Genomic DNA, 21,075 nt, shown 5'->3' with positions numbered 1-21,075 from the left:
CCCGCTTCGATGCCTTAGCATGCAAGCATATGTCGGCCGGTGGCCCACCACCTGGCTACTTTGCCCTGTTACCACGGAGCGTCTCTTCATGCCCCTTGCCTCTGCTGCCACCGCAACTCCTCACCTCGCAGCGGCCGAGCCCCCTGCCTGGGACGAGGCCCTGCTGCGCCGTTACGATACCAGCGGCCCACGCTATACGTCCTACCCCACAGCACTCTCCTTTGACGCAGGCATCGGTGCCGACGACGTCACTGAAGCCCTGGCGCGCAGCAATGACAGCCAGCGGCCGCTCTCCCTGTACGTGCACGTGCCCTTTTGCCGCAAGATCTGCTTCTACTGCGCCTGCAACAAGATCGCCACCAAGAACACCCAGCTGGCCGAGCCCTACCTGTCGCGCCTCGATCGTGAAATGGTGTTGACCTCGCGCCACCTGGATACTCGGCGGCCCGTGCAACAGCTGCACTGGGGCGGTGGCACACCGACATTCCTGACCCTGGCGCAAATGAGCGACCTGATAGACAGGCTGGACGCGAGGTTTGGGCTCTCCAACGCTTCTGACCGCGATTACGCCATCGAGATCGACCCCCGCGAGGCGGATGTCTTCACCCTGCGCCACCTGCAGTCGCTGGGCTTCAATCGCCTCAGCCTGGGCGTCCAGGACCTGAACCCCAGGGTGCAGGCGGCCATCAACCGCGTGCAGCCCAAGGTCATGACCGAAACCCTGATGGACGAAGCGCATCGGCTGGGCTTTCGTTCCCTCAATCTGGATCTGATTTACGGGCTACCGTTTCAGACCGAGCAGAGCTTTGCCGACACGCTTGGCCAGGTCATCGACCTCAACCCGGCCCGCTTGTCGGTGTTCAATTACGCCCACATGCCCAGCCGCTTTGCCCCCCAGCGGCGCATCAGCGAAACAGACCTGCCCAGCGCCGACGAGAAGCTGGCGATCCTGCGCACCACCATCGAGATGCTCACTCAGGCAGGCTACGTGCATATCGGCATGGACCACTTTGCCCGCCCGGACGACAGCCTCGCCCAGGCCCAGCGCCAGGGCACTCTGCAGCGTAACTTCCAAGGCTACTCCAGCCACGCCCAGTGCGACCTGATTGGCCTGGGCGTTTCGGCCATTTCCCGTATCGATGATCTGTATGCCCAGAACCCCACCCAGCTGGCCGCTTATGAAGCGGCATTGGATGAAGGTCGGCTGGCAACCGTCAAAGGAGTACGTTTAAATAAGGACGACCTAATACGGAGAGACGTCATCGAGCGCCTGATGTGCGATATGGAAATTGACCTGGCCAGCGTTGGCCAACGTTGGCACATCGACGCGCCCGCCTACTTCGCCAGCGCGCTGGAGCGCCTGCAGCCCGCCGAGCGGGATGGCCTGCTGCAGCGCGAAGGGAACCGCCTGCGGGCAACACCGACCGGGCGGCTGCTGATTCGCCACCTGGCCATGGCGTTCGATGCGCGCCTGCCGGGGCAACCCTCCCAGCGTTACTCGAAGATCGTATAAACGGCACCTTGAGACATCCACCCCCTGACCCTATGATGGCTAATGAAAAGGGAGAACAACATGCCATATCCTGCCAGCCAACGACGTTCACTGCTGCAAGAGGCGCGCTGCCAGACCTGCAGCCTCAGCTCGCTGTGCCTACCGCTCGCCCTGGAGCTGGAGGATATGAGCCAGTTCGACGCCATCATCCGCCGCCGCGCACCGCTCAAGAAGGGCGAACCGCTGTTTCGCCAGGGCGATGCGTTCACCAGCGTCTATGCGGTACGTTCCGGCAGCCTGAAACAGGTGACCAGCGAAGGCAACGGCAACGATCAGTTGACCAACTTCTATCTGCCCAGCGAGCTGGTGGGGTTGGATGGTATCGATGAAGAGCAGTATCCCGGCAGCGTGATCGCCCTGGAAACCACCACGGTGTGCGAGATTCCTTTCGACCGCCTGGACACCCTATCGGAAGAGCTGCCGGAGCTGCGCGGCCAGCTTTACCGCAGCATGAGCAAAGAGCTGCGTGATGATCGGCGCATGATGCGCCTGCTATCGCGCAAGACCGCCGACCAGCGGCTGGCCAGCTTCCTGATTACCCTCTCTGATCGCTTCCGGAGACGCGGCTACTCGCCCTACAGCTTCCGGCTCTCCATGTCTCGCGCCGACATGGGGAACTACCTGGGGCTGGCCGTCGAAACCGTCAGCCGTATCCTGAGCCGCTTTCAGCAACAGAACGTAGTGGCCGTCTCGGGCCGAGAGGTCAATATTCTCGACCTGCAGCGGCTCATCACCCTGGCCGAAGAAGAGGAGCAGGCAATCAGCTCACGTTGAACGCCTGAATCCGCCCTTCCATCAGCGCCGCCTGTTTGGCTTCCAGCCCGACGAAGTCGAACAGCGCCCGGTCGGCCAACTGGGAAGGCGCTACATTGGTGACGGCCTTGAACATGCTCTCCAGCCGCCCCGGGTGCTTCTTGTCCCATTCGGCCAGCATGTCCTTGACGATCTGACGCTGCATATTGGGCTGCGACCCGCACAGGTTGCAGGGAATGATCGGAAACTCCATCAGCCGTGAGAACTCGGCAATGTCCGCTTCCTTGCAGTAGGCCAAGGGGCGGATCACGATGTTCTTGCCGTCGTCGGACAGCAGCTTGGGCGGCATGGCCTTCAGGGTTCCGCCAAAGAACATGTTGAGAAACAGCGTCTCGAGGATGTCTTCCCGGTGGTGGCCCAGGGCAATCTTGTTGGCGCCGATCTCCTCGGCAAACCCGTAGAGCGACCCGCGACGCAGTCGCGAGCAGAGCGCGCAGGTGGTCTTGCCTTCCGGGGTTTTCTCCTTCACCACCGAATAGGTATCCCGCTCCAGAATGTGGTACTCCACACCCAGCTGATCCAGGTAACGGGGCAGCACGTGCTCGGGAAAGCCCGGCTGTTTCTGGTCGAGGTTGACCGCCACCAGGGAAAAATTGACCGGCGCATTGCGCTGCAGATTGCGCAGGATTTCCAGCATGGTGTAGCTGTCCTTGCCGCCCGACAGGCATACCATGACCCGATCCCCCTCATCGATCATGTTGTAATCGATGATGGCGTTGCCCACTTCACGACGAAGACGCTTCTGCAACTTGTTGAATTCGCGCTTCTGTTTGGCATCCTGAAGTTCAGGCTGCTGTTCAGACGCCGCTTTGGTGGCACGCGTCGCCGAGGAGGGGTCGAAAAAATCAGGTGATAACATGGTCGTTGTACTGCCGATGGGTGAAGGAGCAGCGGCTATTCTACAAGACTCGCAGGCGCGACCCAATACAAACCCATCGTCGGCCTCTGGCCACACCGAGCGGCAGCGCGTCGGCTCACACCGTGAAAAGGCGCTCACTCTGCAGGCGTTGATAGAGCAGCGCCGCCGCCGTGGCCTCGCTATGCACCGAGGGCCAGGCCAGCGGCAGAGACCAGCATGACAGCGCTTCGTTGATGCTCGGGCCGACCTCCGCCTGGGGATGCAAACGGCGTAGCTGACGAGCGTGCAGCCTGGCCAGGTCGACCTGAGCATTGGGTAGCCCAAACCCCAGCGAGGCCTTGAACATCCGGCCAAGCGGCGCCAGCAGGGCATCCAACTGCCACCCCACCACGGGCCGATTACCGATAAACTCCGCCAGCGCTTCGATCCGAGCTCCCGAGTCAACTGACGAAGCCGGTGCGTCGTCTCGCTCCTGACGATGAGGCATCTGTTCGCCTTTCGTGGTCAGCGTGTCGCTCCAGGCATGGCTGGTCAACACCCGGCGCGGCGTCAATACGACAGCGGCCACGCGCAGCTCGCCCGGGCGAGCCTGGCTTTCACGACACGCCAACGCCACGGCTTCTTCGCCCATATAGGGCTGAAATAGCCAGCCATGCGGCGTGTCCGCGAACCGCCGTCGATCGCTTTCACGCTGCACCAGGGTTCTCAGTGAACCGCTCAAGAGACCCACGTGCCTATCCAATAGCCGCATTCCGCTCACGAATACTCCAGATGATAACGATGGGAAAGCCGCTGCTTGAAGTCCTTGACGATGTGCAGCGCTTCGCGCAGCAGGTCGCGCTCCAGCGATGAAAGCTCCTGGACCACGACCCGGTTGGTGCGTTTGCCGGTATCGGCATCGCGGGCGCACGCGCTTTTCAGCTCCTGCAACTGCTGCTTCAGACGCAGCTCGGTAAACAGCGCCAGCGCCTCACCCAGGTCGTCGGCAAAGCGGCGGTCCAGACGGCCATCAGCGGCCAAGGCATCGAGCCGATCCAGCGTAGAGGTCGCCTTGATGCGCCGCTCCAGCGCCATGGTGCGCACTCCATGAACAATCGGAAAAATGCCGCCTTTCTTGATATCGATGCCGTGCTGGGGCTTTTTCAGCGAGCCAAACAGCGTCAACGGCGTCGAGAAACGCAGCGCCGCGCGGGCGAAATAGGAGAGCAGCAGCTCATCATGGGAACAGCGCGCAAACAGCGCCTCGCGCACACGGTCCAGCAGCGCGGGGTTGCCCGCGACGCCGTGGGCATCCAGCAAAATGGCCAGCTTCATCAGACTGTCGCCATCCCGGGCCGACACCCACCTGGCGATGTTCGACTCCCACGTCGACACCGTGCCCACCCACTCAGGGTTACACACCATGATATTGCCAGGGCACGGCGGGTAGCCCAGCTGCACCAGCGTCTCTGACAAGGTGTTCATGCACTCGGCCACGTCCGGCCACTGGCAATCGTCAGCCAGGATCAGTCCGTTGTCCTGATCGGTTTTGAGAATCTGCTCGCCACGCCCCTCACTGCCCATGACCATCAGGCAGCTTTGCGGGTGGTACTGCTCGGGCACGGTCAAGGTCCACGCCTTGCTCATGATGCGGCCATTCAACGCGGCCAGCAGGTCCATGGCAAAACGCAGCTTGACCCCCTGGGCCATGAGCGCCTTGACCAGCTCGGGCGTGCGCTGACTGGCCGATGCCAGGGCAGGCAGGCTATCGGCTTGCTCCACTTGCAAGCTCACCACATAGCTACGGCTGGAGAAGAACCCCAATACATCCGTCAGCTCCACCACCCCTTGCACCTGATCCTCTTCCATCACCACCACCCGCGAGACCTGATGGCGGGTCATGGTGATCAAGGCATCAAACAGGTACTGCCCAGGAGCAACGGTGACCAGTGACCGATTGGCCAGTGACGCCACCGGGGTCTCCAACGAGGCGTTTTCGAGCACCAGGCCATTGAGCAGGTCCGTCTTGGTGACCATGCCCGGCCCGTCGTCGGTGGCCACCAGCAGGCTGTCGGCATGGCTATCTTTCAACTGTTGGACGGCCTGTTGAACAGAGGCCTGGGCATCCATCATCAGCGGCAAACGCATGCACTCGCTCACCCGGGCCAACATGAACCCTGCCATGGTGACTCCCCCATCGGCACGCTTTTCGGTCAACAGGCGCGCCTTGTGAGACAGCGACTGTTTGAAGAATTGCTCGAACGCCGGGTAGTGCCGACACAGCTGGCTGAACAGCGCCTTGGGCATGACGTAACACAGGCACTCGTCTTCGGCCTGAAAGCGGTAGCGGCTCTTGCCATTCAGGATGCTGATCGCACCAAACAGATCACCCGCCGTATAGTGGCCGATACGCGCACTGGCAGCCGGCAGCGAGGGGTCCAGCTCGGCCACCTCGCCCTTGTGAATCAGAAACACCGAGGCGCCAGGCTGGCCCATTTCCAGAATGACCTCATCACGTTCGAAATAGGCCAAGTCCATGCCCCGGCGCACGTGATCCCGACCCTCCTCGTCCAGCAGGGTGAAGGGCAGTTGAGACAGCTCTACTTCTACCATGTAGCAACCTCGATCAAGCGCCTTGTCTCGCGCCACGCAATGGCTTTTGTGATTATTATTAACCTGTCACTCTCTTTGACCTGCTTTACAACCTGCTACTTTCCGCTATAAAGCTAACGTCTTAACGACCTTTGTTTAGCGACTAAAGTCGCGCTTTTTATTTTCTCTTTAACGCTCTTTGGTCACTTTTACCAAGGTAGCAAACATTGGTTTAGCCAGAGCCATAGACCATTGTCCTATCGTCATACCCCAGCTTGCAAAAAAGGTCGCTTATCCTCTAAAAAACAGTAAGATAAAAAAACAACACAGGTTCAAAAAAAGCCCTTACCAAGACGTGATACCAAAGTCTGGGATTTATTTTTTGTATTTATTGCCCAGTATTATTAGTGAGTCATACAGGGTTAAAGCACACCACCCTAGCCATGTATCCAGAGCCGCTGACAACCACTCGAGAACACCTCAACGCTGACGGCTTAACAATAATAAGGTGACGTGCCTGGTAACGCCATTCAAGGAATCCACCACCGACAGGATCTCTTGTCTACGTTGCCCTGATGGATCACACGCTATCTTGAGTTCACTTTCCAACCCTAAAAATCACAACTGGAGAGCAACACAATGGCAGACGACAAGACCAATGCTGCTGAGTACTGGAAGGCCAACGTACGCCTGATCTTCGGGTGCATGATCGTTTGGGCCTTCGTCTCTTACGGATGCGCCATCCTCTTCCGCCCCCTGCTGGCCAGCATTCCCGTTGGCGGTACGGACCTGGGCTTCTGGTTCGCTCAGCAAGGCTCCATTCTTACCTTTATCGGCCTGATTTTCTTCTATGCCTGGAGAATGAATCAGCTCGACAAGAAATTTGGCCTGGGGGAGTAAGCAAGCATGAGCCAATTTGCCATTAACCTTCTGTTCGTAGGCGCATCGTTCGCGCTCTATATCGGCATTGCGATATGGGCGCGGGCCGGGTCTACAAAGGACTTTTACGTGGCGGGGGGAGGTGTTCACCCCGTGACCAACGGTATGGCCACGGCCGCCGACTGGATGTCTGCCGCGTCGTTCATCTCCATGGCAGGCCTGATTGCCTCGGGTGGCTACGCCAACTCCACCTTCCTGATGGGTTGGACGGGCGGCTTCGTTATCCTGGCGATGCTGCTGGCACCTTACCTGCGCAAGTTCGGCAAGTTTACCGTGCCGGACTTCATCGGTGAGCGCTTCTACAGCCGCACCGCCCGCGTGGTAGCGGTGGTGTGTCTGATCATCGCGTCAGTGACCTACGTTATCGGCCAGATGACCGGCGCTGGTGTGGCGTTCTCTCGCTTCCTCGAAGTGCCCAGCACCTGGGGTATCTGGATCGCCGCAGCGATCGTTTTCCTGTACGCCGTGTTTGGCGGCATGAAAGGCATCACCTACACCCAGGTGGCTCAGTACATCGTACTGATCGTGGCCTACACCATTCCTGCGGTGTTCATCGCCATGCAGCTGACCGGCAACCCGATCCCGATGTTCGGCATGTTCAGCACCCACACCGAGTCGGGCGTACCGCTGCTGCAAAAGCTGGATGACGTCGTCAACGCGCTGGGCTTCCGCGACTACACCGCAGATGTGGACAACAAGCTGAACATGGTGCTGTTCACCCTGTCGTTGATGATCGGTACGGCGGGTCTTCCCCACGTCATCATTCGCTTCTTCACGGTGCCCAAGGTGGCTGACGCGCGCTGGTCGGCTGGCTGGGCATTGGTATTCATCGCCCTGCTCTACCTCACCGCGCCTGCGGTGGCCTCCATGGCACGTCTGAACCTGATGACCACCGTCTATCCCGAGATGACCGGACAGGTAGAGGATTACGAAATGGCAGCGGCCGAGCCTCTGCTGTATGAAGACCGTCCCACCTGGTTCAGAACCTGGGAAGATACCGGCCTCATCACCTTCAATGACTTGAACAACGATGGCCGTATCCAGTTCTACAACGACACCAACACGGAGTTTGCAGCCACCGCCGAAGCACGCGGCTGGGAAGGCAACGAGCTGAACGTCAACAATGACATTCTGGTACTGGCCAACCCGGAGATTGCCAACCTGCCCGGCTGGGTCATCGGTTTGATCGCGGCAGGGGGTATCGCTGCAGCCCTTTCCACGGCCGCAGGCTTGCTGCTGGCGATCTCCTCGGCCATCAGTCATGACTTGATCAAGAACACCATCAACCCCAACATTTCCGAGAAAAACGAGATGCTGGCGGCACGTATCTCGATGGGGGGTGCCATTCTGCTGGCCACCTATCTGGGCTTGAACCCTCCCGGGTTTGCGGCACAGACGGTCGCCCTGGCCTTCGGTATCGCGGCAGCCTCACTGTTCCCCGTGCTGATGATGGGTATCTTCTCCACCCGCATGAACAGCACTGGCGCAATCTGCGGCATGCTGGCAGGCCTGGTGGCCACCCTGCTGTACATCTTCACCTACCTGGGCTGGTTCTTCATCCCCGGTACCAACATGCTGCCGAACACGCCTGACAACTGGTTCATCGGCATTTCACCGCTCTCCTTCGGTGCCGTCGGCGCATTGATCAACTTTGCGGTCGCCTTCGCTGTCTCCAGCGTCACGGCAGCGCCGCCCAAGGAGATTCAGGAGCTTGTCGAGAGCGTGCGTTACCCGAAAGGGGCTGGTGCCGCTGTCGATCACTAAGCCATAATCGTTCCTGGCTAGCCAATGGGCTAGCCCTGGAACCCATCACGCATCGGGCTTCCCATGGGAAGCCCGAGTTGTTTTAGGAAGCATCGTTATGATCTGGCACTTGATTGCCGCTGTCTTCGCCGCCTTGGCGGCGGCGGGTATTGCTCTGATACTGCGCCACCTGTCAGGGCGGCGTCTGCCCAAATGGATCGTGCCGGTCTTTGCCGGACTCGGCATGCTGAGCTACCAGATTCACGTGGAGTACTCCTGGTTCGATCACAAGCAGCAGCAGCTGCCCGCCTCGGCGGTGATCGTGGACAGCAGTACCGGCACCGAAATATGGCGCCCATGGACCTTCGTGTTTCCCATGACCACGCGCTTCAGCGTGCTCGACCGCGATAGCCTGCAGCGCACCCAGCACGAAGGCGCCCTGCTTGCCGAGTTCATGCTCTACCACTTCGAGCGTCACCATACGGACCTGGTAATTCCCCAGGCCTACCTATTGAACTGCAGCAGCCGTGAGCTGGTGCCGGTGGATATCGACACCCGTTCGCCGGATATCACCGGCATCCGCACGTTGCGCACCTCCTCCACGCTGCTCGAACAAGCCTGCGCAGAGCCTGCTCATTCATCTTGAGCACTGGCGCTGCAGGGCAATTCCCCTAGAATGGAGCCTCACTGAACGCACCGCCGCATGGGGCGCAGATAACAAGACAGGGAGAGAAGCATGTTTCACGGCGGGCTGCTGGTAGCCGTATCACTACTCTATATTGCCGTGCTGTTCGGCATTGCCTGGTACGGCGACCGCCGGGCGCGCACCCATGGCGCCAGCCGCCGCCGCCCCATCATCTACAGCCTGGCGCTGGCAATTTACTGTACGTCCTGGACGTTTTACGGCGCGGTGGGCCAGGCCGCCACGGCAGGCTGGTCGTTTGCCAGCATTTTCGTCGGGCCAATTCTGACGTTCCTGCTGTTCTGGCCGGTACTGGCCAAGATGATTCGCGTTGCCAAGCACCAGAACGTCACCTCCATTGCCGACTTCATTGCGTCGCGTTACGGCAAGACGCAGTCGCTGGCCGCCTTCGCCAGCCTGGTGGCGCTGATCGGTACGCTGCCCTATATCGCCCTGCAGCTAAAAGCCGTCTCGACCAGCTTCAGCGTGTTGACCGATGCACAGGACCTCACCCACACCCCGCTGTTTGCCGATACGGCGTTTTATGTGGCCATCGTCATGGCGATCTTTGCCATTCTGTTTGGCACACGCCATACCGATGCCACCGAGCACCATGAGGGGCTGATTCATGCGGTCGCCTTCGAGTCACTGGTCAAACTGCTGGCCTTCCTGGTGCTGGGGGCCTTCGTCACGTGGGGCATGTTCGGCGGGCTGGGTGAGTTGATGGGCCATGCGGAAAGCCAGCTGGAGCTGCAGCGCCAGTTGGCTAACCAGGATTTCGGCCAGAGCTTCTGGGCACAAACGCTACTGGCCATGCTGGCCATCCTCTGCCTGCCACGTCAGTTTCACGTGGCGGTAGTCGAAAACATTCACCCGGACGACGCCAGCAAGTCGCGCTGGCTATTCCCGCTCTACCTGCTGGCCATTGCCTTCTTCGTGGTGCCGTTGGCCGCCGCGGGACTGATGCTGTTCTCGGAAAGCGGTGTCGAGCCCGACACTTACGTGCTGGCGCTCTCCATGGCCTCCGGCCAGCAGTGGCTGACTCTGCTGACCTTCATTGGCGGCTTTTCCGCAGCCACCGGCATGGTCATCGTAGCGGCGGTGGCGGTGTCCATCATGATCTCCAATGAAATCGTCATTCCGGCCCTGTTCCGGCTGCGCTGGTTCGACACCAAGGCCCGAGACTACGGACGGCTGGTGCTGCGCGCCCGCCGCCTGACCATCATCGCCGTGCTGGCCATGGCCTACGGTTTCTATCAGCTGATTGGCGAGTTCACCTCGCTGGCCTCCATCGGCATGCTCTCGTTTGCCGCGGCTGGGCAATTTGCGCCTGCCTTGATCGGCGGGCTGTACTGGAAGCGCGGCAACCGGCTGGGCGTCGTCATCGGCATGAATGCCGGCTTTGCCATCTGGGCCTATAGCCTGCTGATGCCGGCCATGATCAACGCCGGCGTGCTGCCCCAGGCATGGCTGTTTGGCGGGCCACTGGGCATCTCCTGGCTCTCGCCCACGGCCCTGTTCGGCCTCAACCTGGGCGACCCGTTCACCCATGGGGTGATGCTCTCGCTGGGCATCAATCTGTTCTGCTATATCTTCGTCTCGCAGATCACCTCCCAGCGCGTGGTCGAGCGCATTCAGGCGTCGCTGTTCGTCGACAGCGTCGAGACCCGCCAGACCTCGGTGAACCGCCCCTGGACGGGTGCGACCACGGTAGGCGACTTGAAGGTACTGTGTGAACGCTTCCTCGGTGCAGGCCAGGTGGATCGCGCTTTCGAAGACTACGCCCGCCGGGCGGGCAAACCGCTGGACGATGGCACCCGCGCCTCCATCGACGTCATCCAGTTTACCGAACGCTTTTTGGCGTCGGTGCTGGGCGCCTCGTCGGCGCGTATCGTGGTGAACTCGGCGCTGCAGGGGCGCGGCATCGGCATTTCCGATGTGATCTCCATCGTCGATGAAGCCTCCCAGGTGCTGGAGTTCAACCGCGCCCTGCTGCAGGCGACCATCGAAAACATCAACCAGGGCATCAGCGTGGTCGATCAGAACCTGCGGCTGGTGGTGTGGAACCAGCGCTATCTGGAGCTGTTCCGCTTCCCCGACCACCTGATTCGGGTCGGCGCCCCCATGGACCGCATCTTCCGTTACAACGCCCATAATGGCGAGTATGGCCCCGGCGACCCGGAGGAGCATGTCCAGCTGCTGATCGACAACATTCGGGCAGGCCAGCCCCACCGCTACGTGCGTTACCGCCAGGATGGCAGCGTACTGGAAGTGCAGGGCAACCCCATGCCCGGGGGCGGCTTCGTCTACACCTATCAGGACATTACCCAGCAAAAGCGCATCGAAGAGGCGCTGATTCGCTCTGAAAACAATATCCGTATCTATACCGATAACGTACCGGCGCTGATTGCCTACTTCGATAAGGAGAGCCGCTACCTGTTCACCAACCGCGCCTACGAGCAGGCCTTCAGCATCGATCGTAACGCGGTCATCGGGCGTCGCTATGAAGACGTTCTGCCGGTCAAGCAGGCCGAAGAGCGGCTGCCCTGGGTACAGCGAACGCTGGCCGGTGAGCGTGTCAGCTTCGAGGTCTCCATGCGCGTCAATGATGCCATGCGCTACATGCTGGTGACCTATACGCCCCACTTTGGCGACAGCCAGTCGATTCTGGGCTTTTTTGCGCTGTATCAGGATATTACCGAACGCCGCCAGGCCGAGATTGCGCTCAAGGAGACCAATGAAACCCTGGAGGAGCGCGTCAGGGAGCGCACCCAGGCGCTTTCAGAGGCCAACGCCGCCCTGCGCCAGGAGAACCGGGTGCGCGCAGAAGCGGAGCAAGCGCTGCGCCAGGCCAAGCAGCTGGCCGAGGATGCCAACGCCTCGAAAACGCGCTTTTTGGCCGCCGCCAGCCACGATCTGCTGCAGCCGCTGAACGCTGCGCGCCTGTTTACCTCGGCGCTGATGCAAAACGTCACCGCCAGCGATACCCAGCGCACCATTGGGCATATCGACAACTCGCTGCAGGCCGCCGAAGAGCTGCTGGGAACGCTGCTGGATATCTCCAAGCTGGATGCGGGCGCGCTGACCCCACGCCGCAGCCACTTCGCGCTGGCCGACATCTTCCGCCCGCTGCGGGCCGAGTTCGAAGTCATGGCCGACGACCGCGGTCTGGACCTGGACGTCGTCCCCACCCAGAAGTGGGTCGACTCTGACCCGCAAATGCTGCGCCGTATCGTGCAGAACTTCCTCTCCAACGCCATTCGCTACACTCAGGAAGGGCGCGTGCTGCTGGGCTGCCGCCGCCAGGGCGAACGGCTGCTGATCGAGGTATGGGATAGCGGCCCCGGCATTCCCGAGTCCAAGCTCACCGAGATTTTCCAGGAGTTTCGTCGTCTCGATCAGGTGTCGCGTCACAAGGAGAGCGAAAAAGGGCTGGGGCTGGGACTGTCCATCGCCGACCGCATGAGTCGCGTGCTGGACCACCCCATCAAGGTACGCTCCTGGGAAGGCATCGGGACGGTCTTTTCGGTGAGCGTGCCCATCGTGGCGGCCAAGGAGATTGCGCCGATAGAGCAAGAGGCTGGTCATCGCCGCAGTGGCAACAAGCTGGCGGGCACCCGCATCGTCTGTATCGACAATGAAACCCTGATTCTGGAGGGCATGACCGCCATGCTGAGCGGCTGGGGCTGTGAGGTCTTCACCGCCACCAGCATCGGAGGGGCCAAGTCGATTCTGCGCAACATGGATGGCGACCCGGATGCCATTCTGGCGGATTACCATCTGGATAACGAAGTCACCGGCCTGATGGCTCTGGAAGCCCTCAGCGAGCGCTTCGAGGGCGCCGTGCCGGGCATCGTGATCACCGCTGACCGCACCGAAACCGTGGCCGAGGAGATCAAGCGGGCGGGGTACCACATGCTCCTGAAACCCGTGAAACCCGCCGCCCTGCGTGCTCTGCTGACACGCACCCTGCAGGCCAGTCGGGCCAAACCCTGACCCTGGCCCTGACCCTGACAAAGCAACACCTAACAAAACGCCGCGCCTGGAGAACTCCAGGCGCGGCGTTTTGGTTGCCTACCGTCGCGATCAGGACTCGACTTTGGGCGGCTCCACTTCCAGCTTTTGCGCGGCGATGACCGCCTGGGTGCGCGAGTGAACGCCCAGCTTGCGCAGAATTGCCGTGACGTGCGCCTTGATCGTGGCTTCCGAGACATTCAGCTCATAGGCAATCTGCTTGTTGAGCAGACCTTCGGTGAGCATGTTCAATACCCGGAACTGCTGGGGAGTCAGCGACGCAATCGCTTCGGCAAAACGCGACTCCTCTTCGCTGGTCTCTTCCAGTACGTTGGCCAGCGCTTCAGGCAACCAGACTTCCCCCTGCAGAATTTCGCCCACGGCTTCGGCAATCAGCTGCAGTGAGGAGGATTTGGGGATGAACCCGGACGCCCCGTAGTCGATGGCGCGCCGCACCACGTAAGGCTCATCGCTGCCGGACACCACGGCAACGGGAATATCGGGCATCTGCCCGCGCAGCTGAATCAACCCCGAAAAGCCGTGGGCTCCCGGCATGTGCAGATCCAGCAGGATCAAATCCGCATCGGGATGTCGGTTGACGACCTCCGTGGTGGCTTCCATGGTGTCGGCTTCGACGATCTCGGCCTGGGGGGCCAACTGGCGCAACGCCTGGGTAAGCGCTGCGCGAAACAGCGGATGGTCGTCAGCGACGATAAACTTATGGGCTACTGCCATGGATTTTCCTCCGGTTCCTCGAGCAGCGGGGTTGCCTGCCGCCGCGACGCTAGGCTCATACGGTTGAGGCATGGTACCCCATGGGCTTCATCATGCCCAAGCATCACATGCACAATTTGTCATTGGAACGTCATTCAAACAGAAACAGCGGTGCCGGCTCATGGCCGGCACCGCGACAGACTAACGCAGTTTGCCCTGATTTAATAAATCCAGGCGTGACGCTGGTCATTGAAAACAGCCCCCACAAGACGATTCATGGGGGTGCTTCCCTTACTGGTTGGCACGATGTTCGATCAGGTCATCGACCACCGACGGGTCTGCCAGGGTACTGGTATCGCCCAGCCCATCACACTCGTTGGCCGCAATCTTGCGCAGGATGCGTCGCATGATCTTGCCCGAACGGGTCTTGGGCAGCCCCGGTGCCCACTGGATGACGTCCGGCGACGCAATGGGGCCGATATCCTTACGCACCCACTGGGTCAGCTCTTTCTTCAGTTCGTCGGTGGGATCCATGCCATCGTTCAAGGTCACGTAGATATAGATGCCCTGACCCTTGATGTCATGGGGGAAGCCCACCACGGCGGCCTCGGCCACGGCGGAATGAGCGACCAGCGACGACTCGATTTCGGCGGTGCCCATGCGGTGGCCAGAGACGTTGAGCACGTCGTCCACACGGCCGGTGATCCAGTAGTAGCCGTCCTCGTCGCGGCGGCAGCCGTCACCGGTAAAGTACATGCCGTCGTAGGTGGAGAAGTAGGTCTGCACGAAGCGCTCGTGATCCCCCCAGATGGAGCGCGCCTGCCCCGGCCAGGAGTCGAGAATCACCAGGTTACCTTCATTGGCCCCCTCCAGCGTCTGGCCCTCGTTGTCCACCAGTGCGGGCTTGACCCCGAAGAACGGTGTCGTGGCCGAGCCCGGCTTGAGGTCGGTGGCCCCCGGCAGCGGCGCAATCATGATGCCGCCCGTCTCGGTCTGCCACCAGGTATCCACGATGGGGCACTTCTCGTTGCCGATGACCCGGTAGAACCACTCCCAGGCTTCCGGGTTGATCGGCTCACCCACCGAGCCCAGCAGGCGCAGCGAGTCGCGCTTGCTGGAATCCATCACGCGGTCACCATGGGCCATCAGTGCACGAACGGCGGTCGGCGCGGTATAGAGGATGTTGACCTGGTGCTTGTCGACGATGTCGCCCATCCGACCATGGGTCGGATAGCTGGGCACGCCTTCGAACATCAGCGTCGTGGCGCCGTTGGCCAGCGGCCCGTACACGATATAGCTATGCCCGGTGACCCAGCCCACGTCGGCGGTACACCAGTAGATCTCGCCTTCCTGGTAGTCGAAAATATATTGATGGGTCATGGCAGCATAGGTCAGGTAGCCGCCAGTGGTATGCTTCAGCCCTTTCGGCGCGCCGGTAGAGCCTGAGGTATACAGAATGAACAGCGGATCTTCTGCGTTCATGGGTTCAGCCGGGCACTCGGTCGACTGCTGATCGACCAGCTCGTCGAACCACAGGTCACGGCCTGCCTGCCAGTCGATATCGCCCCCGGTGCGCTTGACGACCAGCACGTTCTTGCACACGTCGGTGCCATCACGGGTCAGCGCCGAGTCGACGTTCTCTTTCAGCGGCACATGCTTGCCACCGCGCACCGACTCATCGGCGGTGATCACCAGCTTGGAGTCCGCACCAATCACGCGCTGAGCCACGGCGTCCGGGGAGAAGCCACCAAAGACCACCGAGTGCACCGCGCCGATCCGCGCACAGGCCAGCATGGCCATGGCGGCTTCGGGAATCATCGGCATATACAGCGTGACCGTATCGCCTTTCTGAATGCCCAGCGATTTCAGGCCATTGGCCAGCTGGTTAGTACGCTCGTACAGCTCACGGTAGGTGATGTGTTTGGATTCGCTGGGATCATCGCCTTCCCAGATGATCGCCGTCTGGTCGCCACGCGTGGCCAGATGGCGGTCCAGGCAGTTGGCGCTGACGTTCAGCTCGCCATCTTCGAACCAGCGAATATCGACGTTGTCGCGGGCGAACGAGGTATTCTTGATCTTGCTGGGAGTCTTGATCCAGTCGAGACGCTTGGCTTGCTCGGCCCAGAAGCCTTCAGGGTCCTCCATGGACTGCTGATACATTGCCGCATACTTGTCTTTGTCGGCCCATGCCTTGGCTGCGATGCTATCGCGCACTGGATAGACGTTCTGATGCTCGCTCATGAAATTGCCTCTGTCCGTGAAAATGCACTCTCGTGGAAGTTGTGTCGGTCTTGTTATTGGTGGCACCGACCCGGCTAATCTTTACCTAGCATAAACCTCCCGATGACGGCTTCCCCTTAGACATTGGTATTAACATTTTTATTTTAAAAAACATACACTTAAAACATATTTCCGGGATTCATCAAGTACTGTAGACCAAGGTCTGATGACAATGTCGGCAGCGATATCGCTGCCCTTTTACCACTAAGGCATGACGTCTGGCCGTAAAGGCGTGGGTCTGGCAGGCGCACTGGTAGCGGTAGGGCCGCGACTGCGCTTGCCCGATATCGAAACGGTGGGTAACCCGGGGTTCCAGCCCAAACAGGTCACGCATGACGGTCTGCCACTCCCGGCCATGGGGTTTCAAACGGGTGCCGTTGGCCAAGTGAAAGACCAGCCAGTGGGCCATTTCATGAGGAATCACCTCATCGAAGAAGGCCGTGCGGTTGGCCGCCATCAGCACGGGATTGAAGCGCAGTCCTTGTCGGCCCCAGTGGGCCTGCCCAGCCCCTGCGCCCTTCAGATCGAACCAGACCCCGGGAGTCGGTAGCGTCGGATACACTTCCCGACAGCGAGCCAGTGCTTCCATGACCCGTTCACGGGCGGCGGAAGCCAGCGCGGGTGGTGACAACGCTTCCAGCTCATCAGCAGGCCAGGAAGGCAGTGGTGTGGTGTTCATTAGTGATAAACTAACCGTCAAGATGTTGTTCGATTCAAGATACCCCGATGAGGCTTTTCATGGCAGAGCGCAACAACGAGCCCCCCGCAACCGCTTCCGACAGCGTGCCTCCCCAGCCGCTGCTGGAAGATGAGCAGCTGGACAGGCTGGACGATTTTCTCGATTCGGACCGCGTGGGCGAAGATGCCCTGGACCTGATCTCGGCCCATGGCTTCCTGGTGGCCCTGGCCGTGGCGCCCAGCGAACAGCCACGCGACGCATGGCTTGCCGAGCTCTTTCAGGGCGAGCCCAACTACCAGGACGACGCTGAACGCGACGAGGTCACGCACCTCCTCTGCCTGCTGCGTGATAACGCCATGGCGGTGCTGGAGCAAGGCGGTCTGCCAGAGCTGCCCTTCGAGCTGACCCTGGATGGCCTGCCCGCCGAAGAGACGCCCATCGGCGACTGGTGCGCAGGCTTCATGGAAGGCGTGTTCAGCGACGAAAGCGCCTGGTTCCAGGAGGACGAAGAGGCTGCGGCCACCCTGCTGCTGCCCTTCATGCTGCTCTCGGGTCTGTTTGACGACGAACCCGACATGGCCGAGATGGCCAGCGACCAGGCCAATCAGGAAGCGCTGGTGGCCCAGCTACCCGAACTGGTGCTCGACCTCTACCTGCACTACCGCGTGCCCCCGGAAACGCCCAAACCCAAGCCCCGCAAGAAAACCCCTGCCAAGGGTAAAAAGCGCAGGTAAACCGCTACTTGAGCCGCGTGACCAGGCCATCCAGCGCGCCATATACCCACTCCCGGGCGCGCTGCCACCAGGGCCGCGCGGCCCAGGCCTGGGCATCCACCTCGTCACTGGCAGCAAAGTTGCGCTCGAACAGCTCGCGCACGTCGTTGGCGAAGGCTGCATCTTCCACCTCCTGGTTGGCTTCCAGGTTCCAGTGCAGGTTCCAGTGGTCAAAGTTGCAGGAGCCCAGGCTCACCCAGTCGTCTGCCAGAGCAAACTTGGCATGAATGAAGGTTGGCTTGAATTCGAAGATACGCACGCCCGCCTTCAGCAAGCTGTGATAAAAGCGCTGGCCTGCGTAACGCACGCCGGGGTGGTCATGCTTGGCACCGGGCAGCAGCAGGCGAACGTCCACCCCGCGCCGGGCCGCGCGCACCAGCCGCCGACGCAGTGAAAAGGTCGGCACGAAATAGGGCGTACATAGCCACAGCCGTTGGCGAGACTGGTGGACCCGCGCGTAGAGTGAGTGCCGAATGGCCTGGTAGCGATAGCCACGGCCCGACATCACGCGGCCACTGACGCCGGCATCATAAGGCTCGGCCACTCGCGCTTCCGGCAGCGCCAGGCGCGGCCCTTGCGGGGAGGCATAGCGGGTCAGCCGCGAACGCCACAAGCGACGAAACAGCGCCTCCCAGTCGGCCACCACGGGCCCTTCGACCCGGGCGGCGATTTCGTACCAGGCCTCCAGGAATTCATCCACCGCGCCAAACCCGCCCGTGAAGGCTACCTCGCCATCCACCACCACGATCTTGCGGTGGTCACGGCTCAGGTTGCGTGCCAGCGAGTGGAAGCCAATCGGATTGAACAGCTGCAAGGCTACACCGGTCTCCTGCAGCCGTTCACGATCCTCGCGCTTCAGCCCCATGGCGCCATAGCCATCCAGCAGCACATACACCTGCACGCCACGCTCGGCCGCGGCCACCAGCACGTCGATCATCTGGTCGGCCAACGCCCCCGACTCCATCAGGTAAAGCTCTACGAAAACATAGTGCTGGGCCTGATGGACGGCGTCGAACATGGCTGGCAGAAAGCGCGATGCTTCCGGCAGAAGCGCCACACGGTTACCTTCTCGCCACGCGTACTGCATAGAGACTCCTTCTCTTGCGCCCTGCCTGCAGGCCGCCTTAGCGGCTCAAGGAGCGGTGAACGTACAGGTCATAGCGGCTGGTTTTGCCTTCGATTGTATGCTGTGGCGCAGGACCTGCAATAGGCGGTGCCTTGCGCGGGCGCTTGACCACCACCCGGTGAGTGGCCACCGCCAGCGCCGCTTCCAGCAGGCGCGGGGCGTCATCGTCCGTCCCGGCCAGTTCACGAAACAAGCGCATTTCCTTCTTAACCAGCGCCGATTTCTCGCGATGGGGAAACATGGGGTCCAGGTGCACGACCTGCGGGGTGAACGCGGCGCTGGCCACCAGCGCCGCCAGCGCCTCACAGGCATCGCCATGACGCAGCTGCATGCGCGCGGTGATGGGCGCCGTCTCGGCGTCTCTGGCGGCCCGGTCCAGGCCATCCTCCAGCAGCGCGGCAATGGCCTGCACGCGCTCGACCATCAGCACCTCGGCACCCAGGCTGGCCAACACGAACGCGTCACGCCCAAGCCCTGCTGTGGCATCCACGATGCTCGGCGTCACGCCTTTGGAAAGCCCGCACGCCTTGGCCACCAGCTGGCCGCGCCCACCGCCGAACTGACGCCGATGGGCTGCCTTGCCGGACACGAAATCGACGCTCAAGGGCTTGCCGTACTGGCGCTCGTCGCCGACCAGCGCCAATCGGCCATCGCTCTCTTCCAGCGTCAGCCCGGCGGGCAGCGCTATCGGTGGGCGCGCCGGGCTCATGCCGGCTTTTTCCATGCCACGTCGTTACGCAGGTAGACGGGCTGCGCTTCGTGGGCGGCGACACCCAACCCCGCGTCCAGGTCCCGCGCGGCCAGCCAGGCCATCTCTTCGGCGCGCGGCTCCAGGTCGTCGCTGAGGTGCTGGGTCATGCCCACATGCACTCCCACATCGAAAGCGTCCCAAAGCGCAAAGCCCGAGCCGACTCCGACCCAGTCGGTTTCATCGGATGGCAGTCTAAAAGCGCCTGGGGCCAGTACTCGCTCATCGCTTTGCGGGCTGACCACGTCATTCAGGCAGTGCCAGCTGGCCACGTAAATTTCACCCATTCGGGCATCCAGCGCGGTCACCACATGGCGAAAGTGATAACGGCGATGCACCTGCAGGGCCAGCGCTTCCAGGGTAGAGATACCCAGCAGCGGGCGCTCCAGGCCGAAGGCCAACCCCTGGGCCGCCCCGGCGGCAATGCGCAGGCCGGTAAAGGAGCCCGGCCCACGGCCAAACGCGACGGCGTCCAGCTGCCCGGGCGCAATGGCGGCGGTAGCCAGCAGCTCGTCGACCATCGGCATCAAGCGTTTGGTATGGGCGCGCGGCGTCATTTCGTAACGCGCCAGACACTCGGACTGATCACTCTCCTGACGCAGCAGCGCGGCAGAGCAGGCACTGGAGGAGGCATCCAATGCCAGAAGATATCGCGACGACATAACCGTGTGGCACTCCGAAAAAAATAGGCCGCCAGTATACCGTCTGGCGGCCTTGACGACGATGGCCCGCAGGGAACCTGCGGGCCATCGTCAGTCGAGCAGTCTTTACCAGGCTCAGTTCAGCGCTTCTTTCACCTGGCGGGTGATATCGGCCACGCTGCCCACCCCTTCCACACGGTGGTACTGGGGTGCAGCGGCCGGGTCCTCTTTGGCCCACTGCTGGTAGTAGTCCACCAGCGGAGCCGTTTGGTCGTGGTACACCGACAGGCGGTTGCGCACGGTAGACTCCTGATCGTCTTCCCGTTGGATCAGGGCTTCCCCGGTGACATCGTCCTTGCCCGGCTCTTTGGGCGGATTGTGATCGATGTGGTAGACACGGCCCGAGGCGGGGTGAACACGACGTCCGGCAAGGCGGCTGACGATCTCTTCGTCCGGCACGGCGATTTCCAGCACGTGATCGAGTTTCACGCCGCCTTCTTTCATGGCATCGGCCTGAGGAATGGTGCGGGGGAACCCGTCAAACAGGAAACCGTTGGCGCAGTCCGGCTGGCTGATGCGCTCCTTGACCAGGTCGATGATGATCTCGTCGGACACCAGCCCACCACTGTTCATGATCTCCTTGACCTTGAGCCCCAGCTCAGTGCCGTCCTTGATGGCGGTGCGCAGCATATCCCCGGTGGAAATTTGGGGAATCTTGAACTGCTCACAAATAAACTGAGCTTGAGTCCCCTTCCCCGCGCCGGGGGCACCCAACAGGATTAAACGCATGGCACTGCTCCTTGAATGTTCGTACTTGATTGGTGGTGATCGAATAAATCAATGAATCGACAATAACCGTGCCGTTCAGGCGACACAACTCCCCAAAAGCCTGAAAGGCCGATTATTTTGCGTTTTTTCAAGCGAAAACAGCAAAGTGGCGA

Annotated in this window: 17 protein-coding genes; 7 read left to right on the top strand and 10 right to left on the bottom strand. The window is 61.2% G+C overall.

Annotated features, from left to right (window positions below):
* Window positions 1-88 precede the first annotated feature (88 nt).
* Together hemN and fnr are read left to right on the top strand one after the other, a co-directional pair.
* Window positions 89-1,513, top strand: coding sequence for an oxygen-independent coproporphyrinogen III oxidase (gene hemN, locus IE061_RS04045; RefSeq protein WP_193461036.1), 1,425 nt, complete (start codon window positions 89-91; stop codon window positions 1,511-1,513).
* 60 nt (window positions 1,514-1,573) lie between these two features.
* Entirely contained in the window at window positions 1,574-2,326 is a 753-nt protein-coding gene (gene fnr, locus IE061_RS04040; RefSeq protein ID WP_016916179.1) for a fumarate/nitrate reduction transcriptional regulator Fnr, read from the top strand.
* Here fnr and ttcA read toward each other — a convergent pair.
* From ttcA to IE061_RS04025, 3 genes are all read right to left on the bottom strand, one after another.
* Entirely contained in the window at window positions 2,313-3,224 is a 912-nt protein-coding gene (gene ttcA, locus IE061_RS04035; RefSeq protein ID WP_016916178.1) for a tRNA 2-thiocytidine(32) synthetase TtcA, read from the bottom strand. The genes fnr and ttcA overlap by 14 nt on opposite strands.
* Window positions 3,225-3,339: 115 nt before the next feature.
* Window positions 3,340-3,954 (bottom strand): 3'-5' exonuclease family protein, encoded by a 615-nt coding sequence (locus tag IE061_RS04030; protein ID WP_308429499.1) that lies wholly within the window; start codon window positions 3,952-3,954, stop codon window positions 3,340-3,342.
* 26 nt (window positions 3,955-3,980) lie between these two features.
* On the bottom strand, window positions 3,981-5,816 hold the full coding sequence (locus IE061_RS04025) for a DUF294 nucleotidyltransferase-like domain-containing protein (RefSeq protein ID WP_193461035.1): 1,836 nt from the start codon (window positions 5,814-5,816) through the stop codon (window positions 3,981-3,983).
* 618 nt (window positions 5,817-6,434) lie between these two features.
* Between IE061_RS04025 and IE061_RS04020 the strand changes: the two genes are divergently transcribed.
* The 4 genes from IE061_RS04020 (at window position 6,435) to IE061_RS04005 (ending at window position 13,155) form a co-directional block, all read left to right on the top strand.
* The gene (locus tag IE061_RS04020) at window positions 6,435-6,695 is read left to right on the top strand and encodes a DUF4212 domain-containing protein (RefSeq protein WP_016916175.1); all 261 of its coding nucleotides are present in this window, start codon (window positions 6,435-6,437) and stop codon (window positions 6,693-6,695) included.
* Between the two features lie 6 nt (window positions 6,696-6,701).
* Window positions 6,702-8,498 (top strand): sodium:solute symporter family protein, encoded by a 1,797-nt coding sequence (locus tag IE061_RS04015; RefSeq protein WP_193461034.1) that lies wholly within the window; start codon window positions 6,702-6,704, stop codon window positions 8,496-8,498.
* Between the two features lie 97 nt (window positions 8,499-8,595).
* Window positions 8,596-9,123: a hypothetical protein gene (locus IE061_RS04010; protein WP_193461033.1), complete on the top strand. Its 528-nt coding sequence runs from the start codon at window positions 8,596-8,598 to the stop codon at window positions 9,121-9,123.
* Between the two features lie 90 nt (window positions 9,124-9,213).
* Window positions 9,214-13,155, top strand: coding sequence for a hybrid sensor histidine kinase/response regulator (locus tag IE061_RS04005; protein ID WP_193461032.1), 3,942 nt, complete (start codon window positions 9,214-9,216; stop codon window positions 13,153-13,155).
* A 90-nt stretch (window positions 13,156-13,245) separates the two neighbouring features.
* On the opposite strand, the gene IE061_RS04000 is transcribed toward IE061_RS04005, so the two are convergent.
* The 3 genes from IE061_RS04000 to IE061_RS03990 all read right to left on the bottom strand — a co-directional run bounded on the left by IE061_RS04000 (window position 13,246) and on the right by IE061_RS03990 (window position 16,846).
* A complete protein-coding gene (locus IE061_RS04000; protein WP_016916171.1) occupies window positions 13,246-13,908 on the bottom strand; it encodes a LuxR C-terminal-related transcriptional regulator in 663 nt (220 codons plus the stop codon).
* Window positions 13,909-14,178: 270 nt separating this feature from the next.
* Entirely contained in the window at window positions 14,179-16,128 is a 1,950-nt protein-coding gene (acs, locus tag IE061_RS03995) for an acetate--CoA ligase (RefSeq protein WP_100730976.1), read from the bottom strand.
* A gap of 181 nt (window positions 16,129-16,309) precedes the next feature.
* Window positions 16,310-16,846 carry a SprT family zinc-dependent metalloprotease gene (locus IE061_RS03990; RefSeq protein WP_193461031.1) on the bottom strand — a complete coding sequence of 179 codons (537 nt, stop codon included), beginning with the start codon at window positions 16,844-16,846 and terminating at the stop codon, window positions 16,310-16,312.
* Window positions 16,847-16,905: 59 nt separating this feature from the next.
* Here IE061_RS03990 and IE061_RS03985 point away from each other — a divergent pair, with 59 nt between their 5' ends.
* Window positions 16,906-17,580 carry a YecA/YgfB family protein gene (locus IE061_RS03985; RefSeq protein WP_189462520.1) on the top strand — a complete coding sequence of 225 codons (675 nt, stop codon included), beginning with the start codon at window positions 16,906-16,908 and terminating at the stop codon, window positions 17,578-17,580.
* 4 nt (window positions 17,581-17,584) lie between these two features.
* On the opposite strand, the gene IE061_RS03980 is transcribed toward IE061_RS03985, so the two are convergent.
* The 4 genes from IE061_RS03980 to adk form a co-directional block, all read right to left on the bottom strand.
* Window positions 17,585-18,706: a phospholipase D-like domain-containing protein gene (locus IE061_RS03980; protein ID WP_193461030.1), complete on the bottom strand. Its 1,122-nt coding sequence runs from the start codon at window positions 18,704-18,706 to the stop codon at window positions 17,585-17,587.
* A 37-nt stretch (window positions 18,707-18,743) separates the two neighbouring features.
* The gene (locus tag IE061_RS03975; RefSeq protein ID WP_373294937.1) at window positions 18,744-19,469 is read right to left on the bottom strand and encodes a class I SAM-dependent methyltransferase; all 726 of its coding nucleotides are present in this window, start codon (window positions 19,467-19,469) and stop codon (window positions 18,744-18,746) included.
* Window positions 19,451-20,155 (bottom strand): tRNA (adenosine(37)-N6)-threonylcarbamoyltransferase complex dimerization subunit type 1 TsaB, encoded by a 705-nt coding sequence (gene tsaB / locus IE061_RS03970; protein WP_193461029.1) that lies wholly within the window; start codon window positions 20,153-20,155, stop codon window positions 19,451-19,453. The genes IE061_RS03975 and tsaB overlap by 19 nt, the downstream gene beginning before the upstream one ends.
* A 114-nt stretch (window positions 20,156-20,269) precedes the next feature.
* Complete coding sequence (gene adk / locus IE061_RS03965) at window positions 20,270-20,923, bottom strand: adenylate kinase (RefSeq protein WP_016916164.1); 654 nt, start codon at window positions 20,921-20,923, stop codon at window positions 20,270-20,272.
* Window positions 20,924-21,075 lie beyond the last annotated feature (152 nt).

Source organism: Vreelandella hamiltonii (assembly GCF_014651795.1).
Taxonomy (GTDB): Bacteria; Pseudomonadota; Gammaproteobacteria; order Pseudomonadales; family Halomonadaceae; genus Vreelandella; species Vreelandella hamiltonii.
The sequence above is the reverse complement of the archived record's forward strand: the minus strand, read 5'-3'. Positions and strand labels throughout refer to the sequence as shown.

Excerpts from the sequence above, each read along its gene's own strand:
- hemN (WP_193461036.1), top strand. The coding sequence starts at position 89 with ATGCCCCTTGCCTCTGCTGCCACCGCAACTCCTCACCTCGCAGCGGCC.
- fnr (WP_016916179.1), top strand. The coding sequence starts at position 1,574 with ATGCCATATCCTGCCAGCCAACGACGTTCACTGCTGCAAGAGGCGCGC.
- ttcA (WP_016916178.1), bottom strand. The coding sequence starts at position 3,224 with ATGTTATCACCTGATTTTTTCGACCCCTCCTCGGCGACGCGTGCCACC.
- IE061_RS04025 (WP_193461035.1), bottom strand. The coding sequence starts at position 5,816 with ATGGTAGAAGTAGAGCTGTCTCAACTGCCCTTCACCCTGCTGGACGAG.
- IE061_RS04020 (WP_016916175.1), top strand. The coding sequence starts at position 6,435 with ATGGCAGACGACAAGACCAATGCTGCTGAGTACTGGAAGGCCAACGTA.
- IE061_RS04015 (WP_193461034.1), top strand. The coding sequence starts at position 6,702 with ATGAGCCAATTTGCCATTAACCTTCTGTTCGTAGGCGCATCGTTCGCG.
- IE061_RS04010 (WP_193461033.1), top strand. The coding sequence starts at position 8,596 with ATGATCTGGCACTTGATTGCCGCTGTCTTCGCCGCCTTGGCGGCGGCG.
- IE061_RS04005 (WP_193461032.1), top strand. The coding sequence starts at position 9,214 with ATGTTTCACGGCGGGCTGCTGGTAGCCGTATCACTACTCTATATTGCC.
- IE061_RS04000 (WP_016916171.1), bottom strand. The coding sequence starts at position 13,908 with ATGGCAGTAGCCCATAAGTTTATCGTCGCTGACGACCATCCGCTGTTT.
- acs (WP_100730976.1), bottom strand. The coding sequence starts at position 16,128 with ATGAGCGAGCATCAGAACGTCTATCCAGTGCGCGATAGCATCGCAGCC.
- IE061_RS03990 (WP_193461031.1), bottom strand. The coding sequence starts at position 16,846 with ATGAACACCACACCACTGCCTTCCTGGCCTGCTGATGAGCTGGAAGCG.
- IE061_RS03985 (WP_189462520.1), top strand. The coding sequence starts at position 16,906 with ATGGCAGAGCGCAACAACGAGCCCCCCGCAACCGCTTCCGACAGCGTG.
- IE061_RS03980 (WP_193461030.1), bottom strand. The coding sequence starts at position 18,706 with ATGCAGTACGCGTGGCGAGAAGGTAACCGTGTGGCGCTTCTGCCGGAA.
- IE061_RS03975 (WP_373294937.1), bottom strand. The coding sequence starts at position 19,469 with ATGGAAAAAGCCGGCATGAGCCCGGCGCGCCCACCGATAGCGCTGCCC.
- tsaB (WP_193461029.1), bottom strand. The coding sequence starts at position 20,155 with ATGTCGTCGCGATATCTTCTGGCATTGGATGCCTCCTCCAGTGCCTGC.
- adk (WP_016916164.1), bottom strand. The coding sequence starts at position 20,923 with ATGCGTTTAATCCTGTTGGGTGCCCCCGGCGCGGGGAAGGGGACTCAA.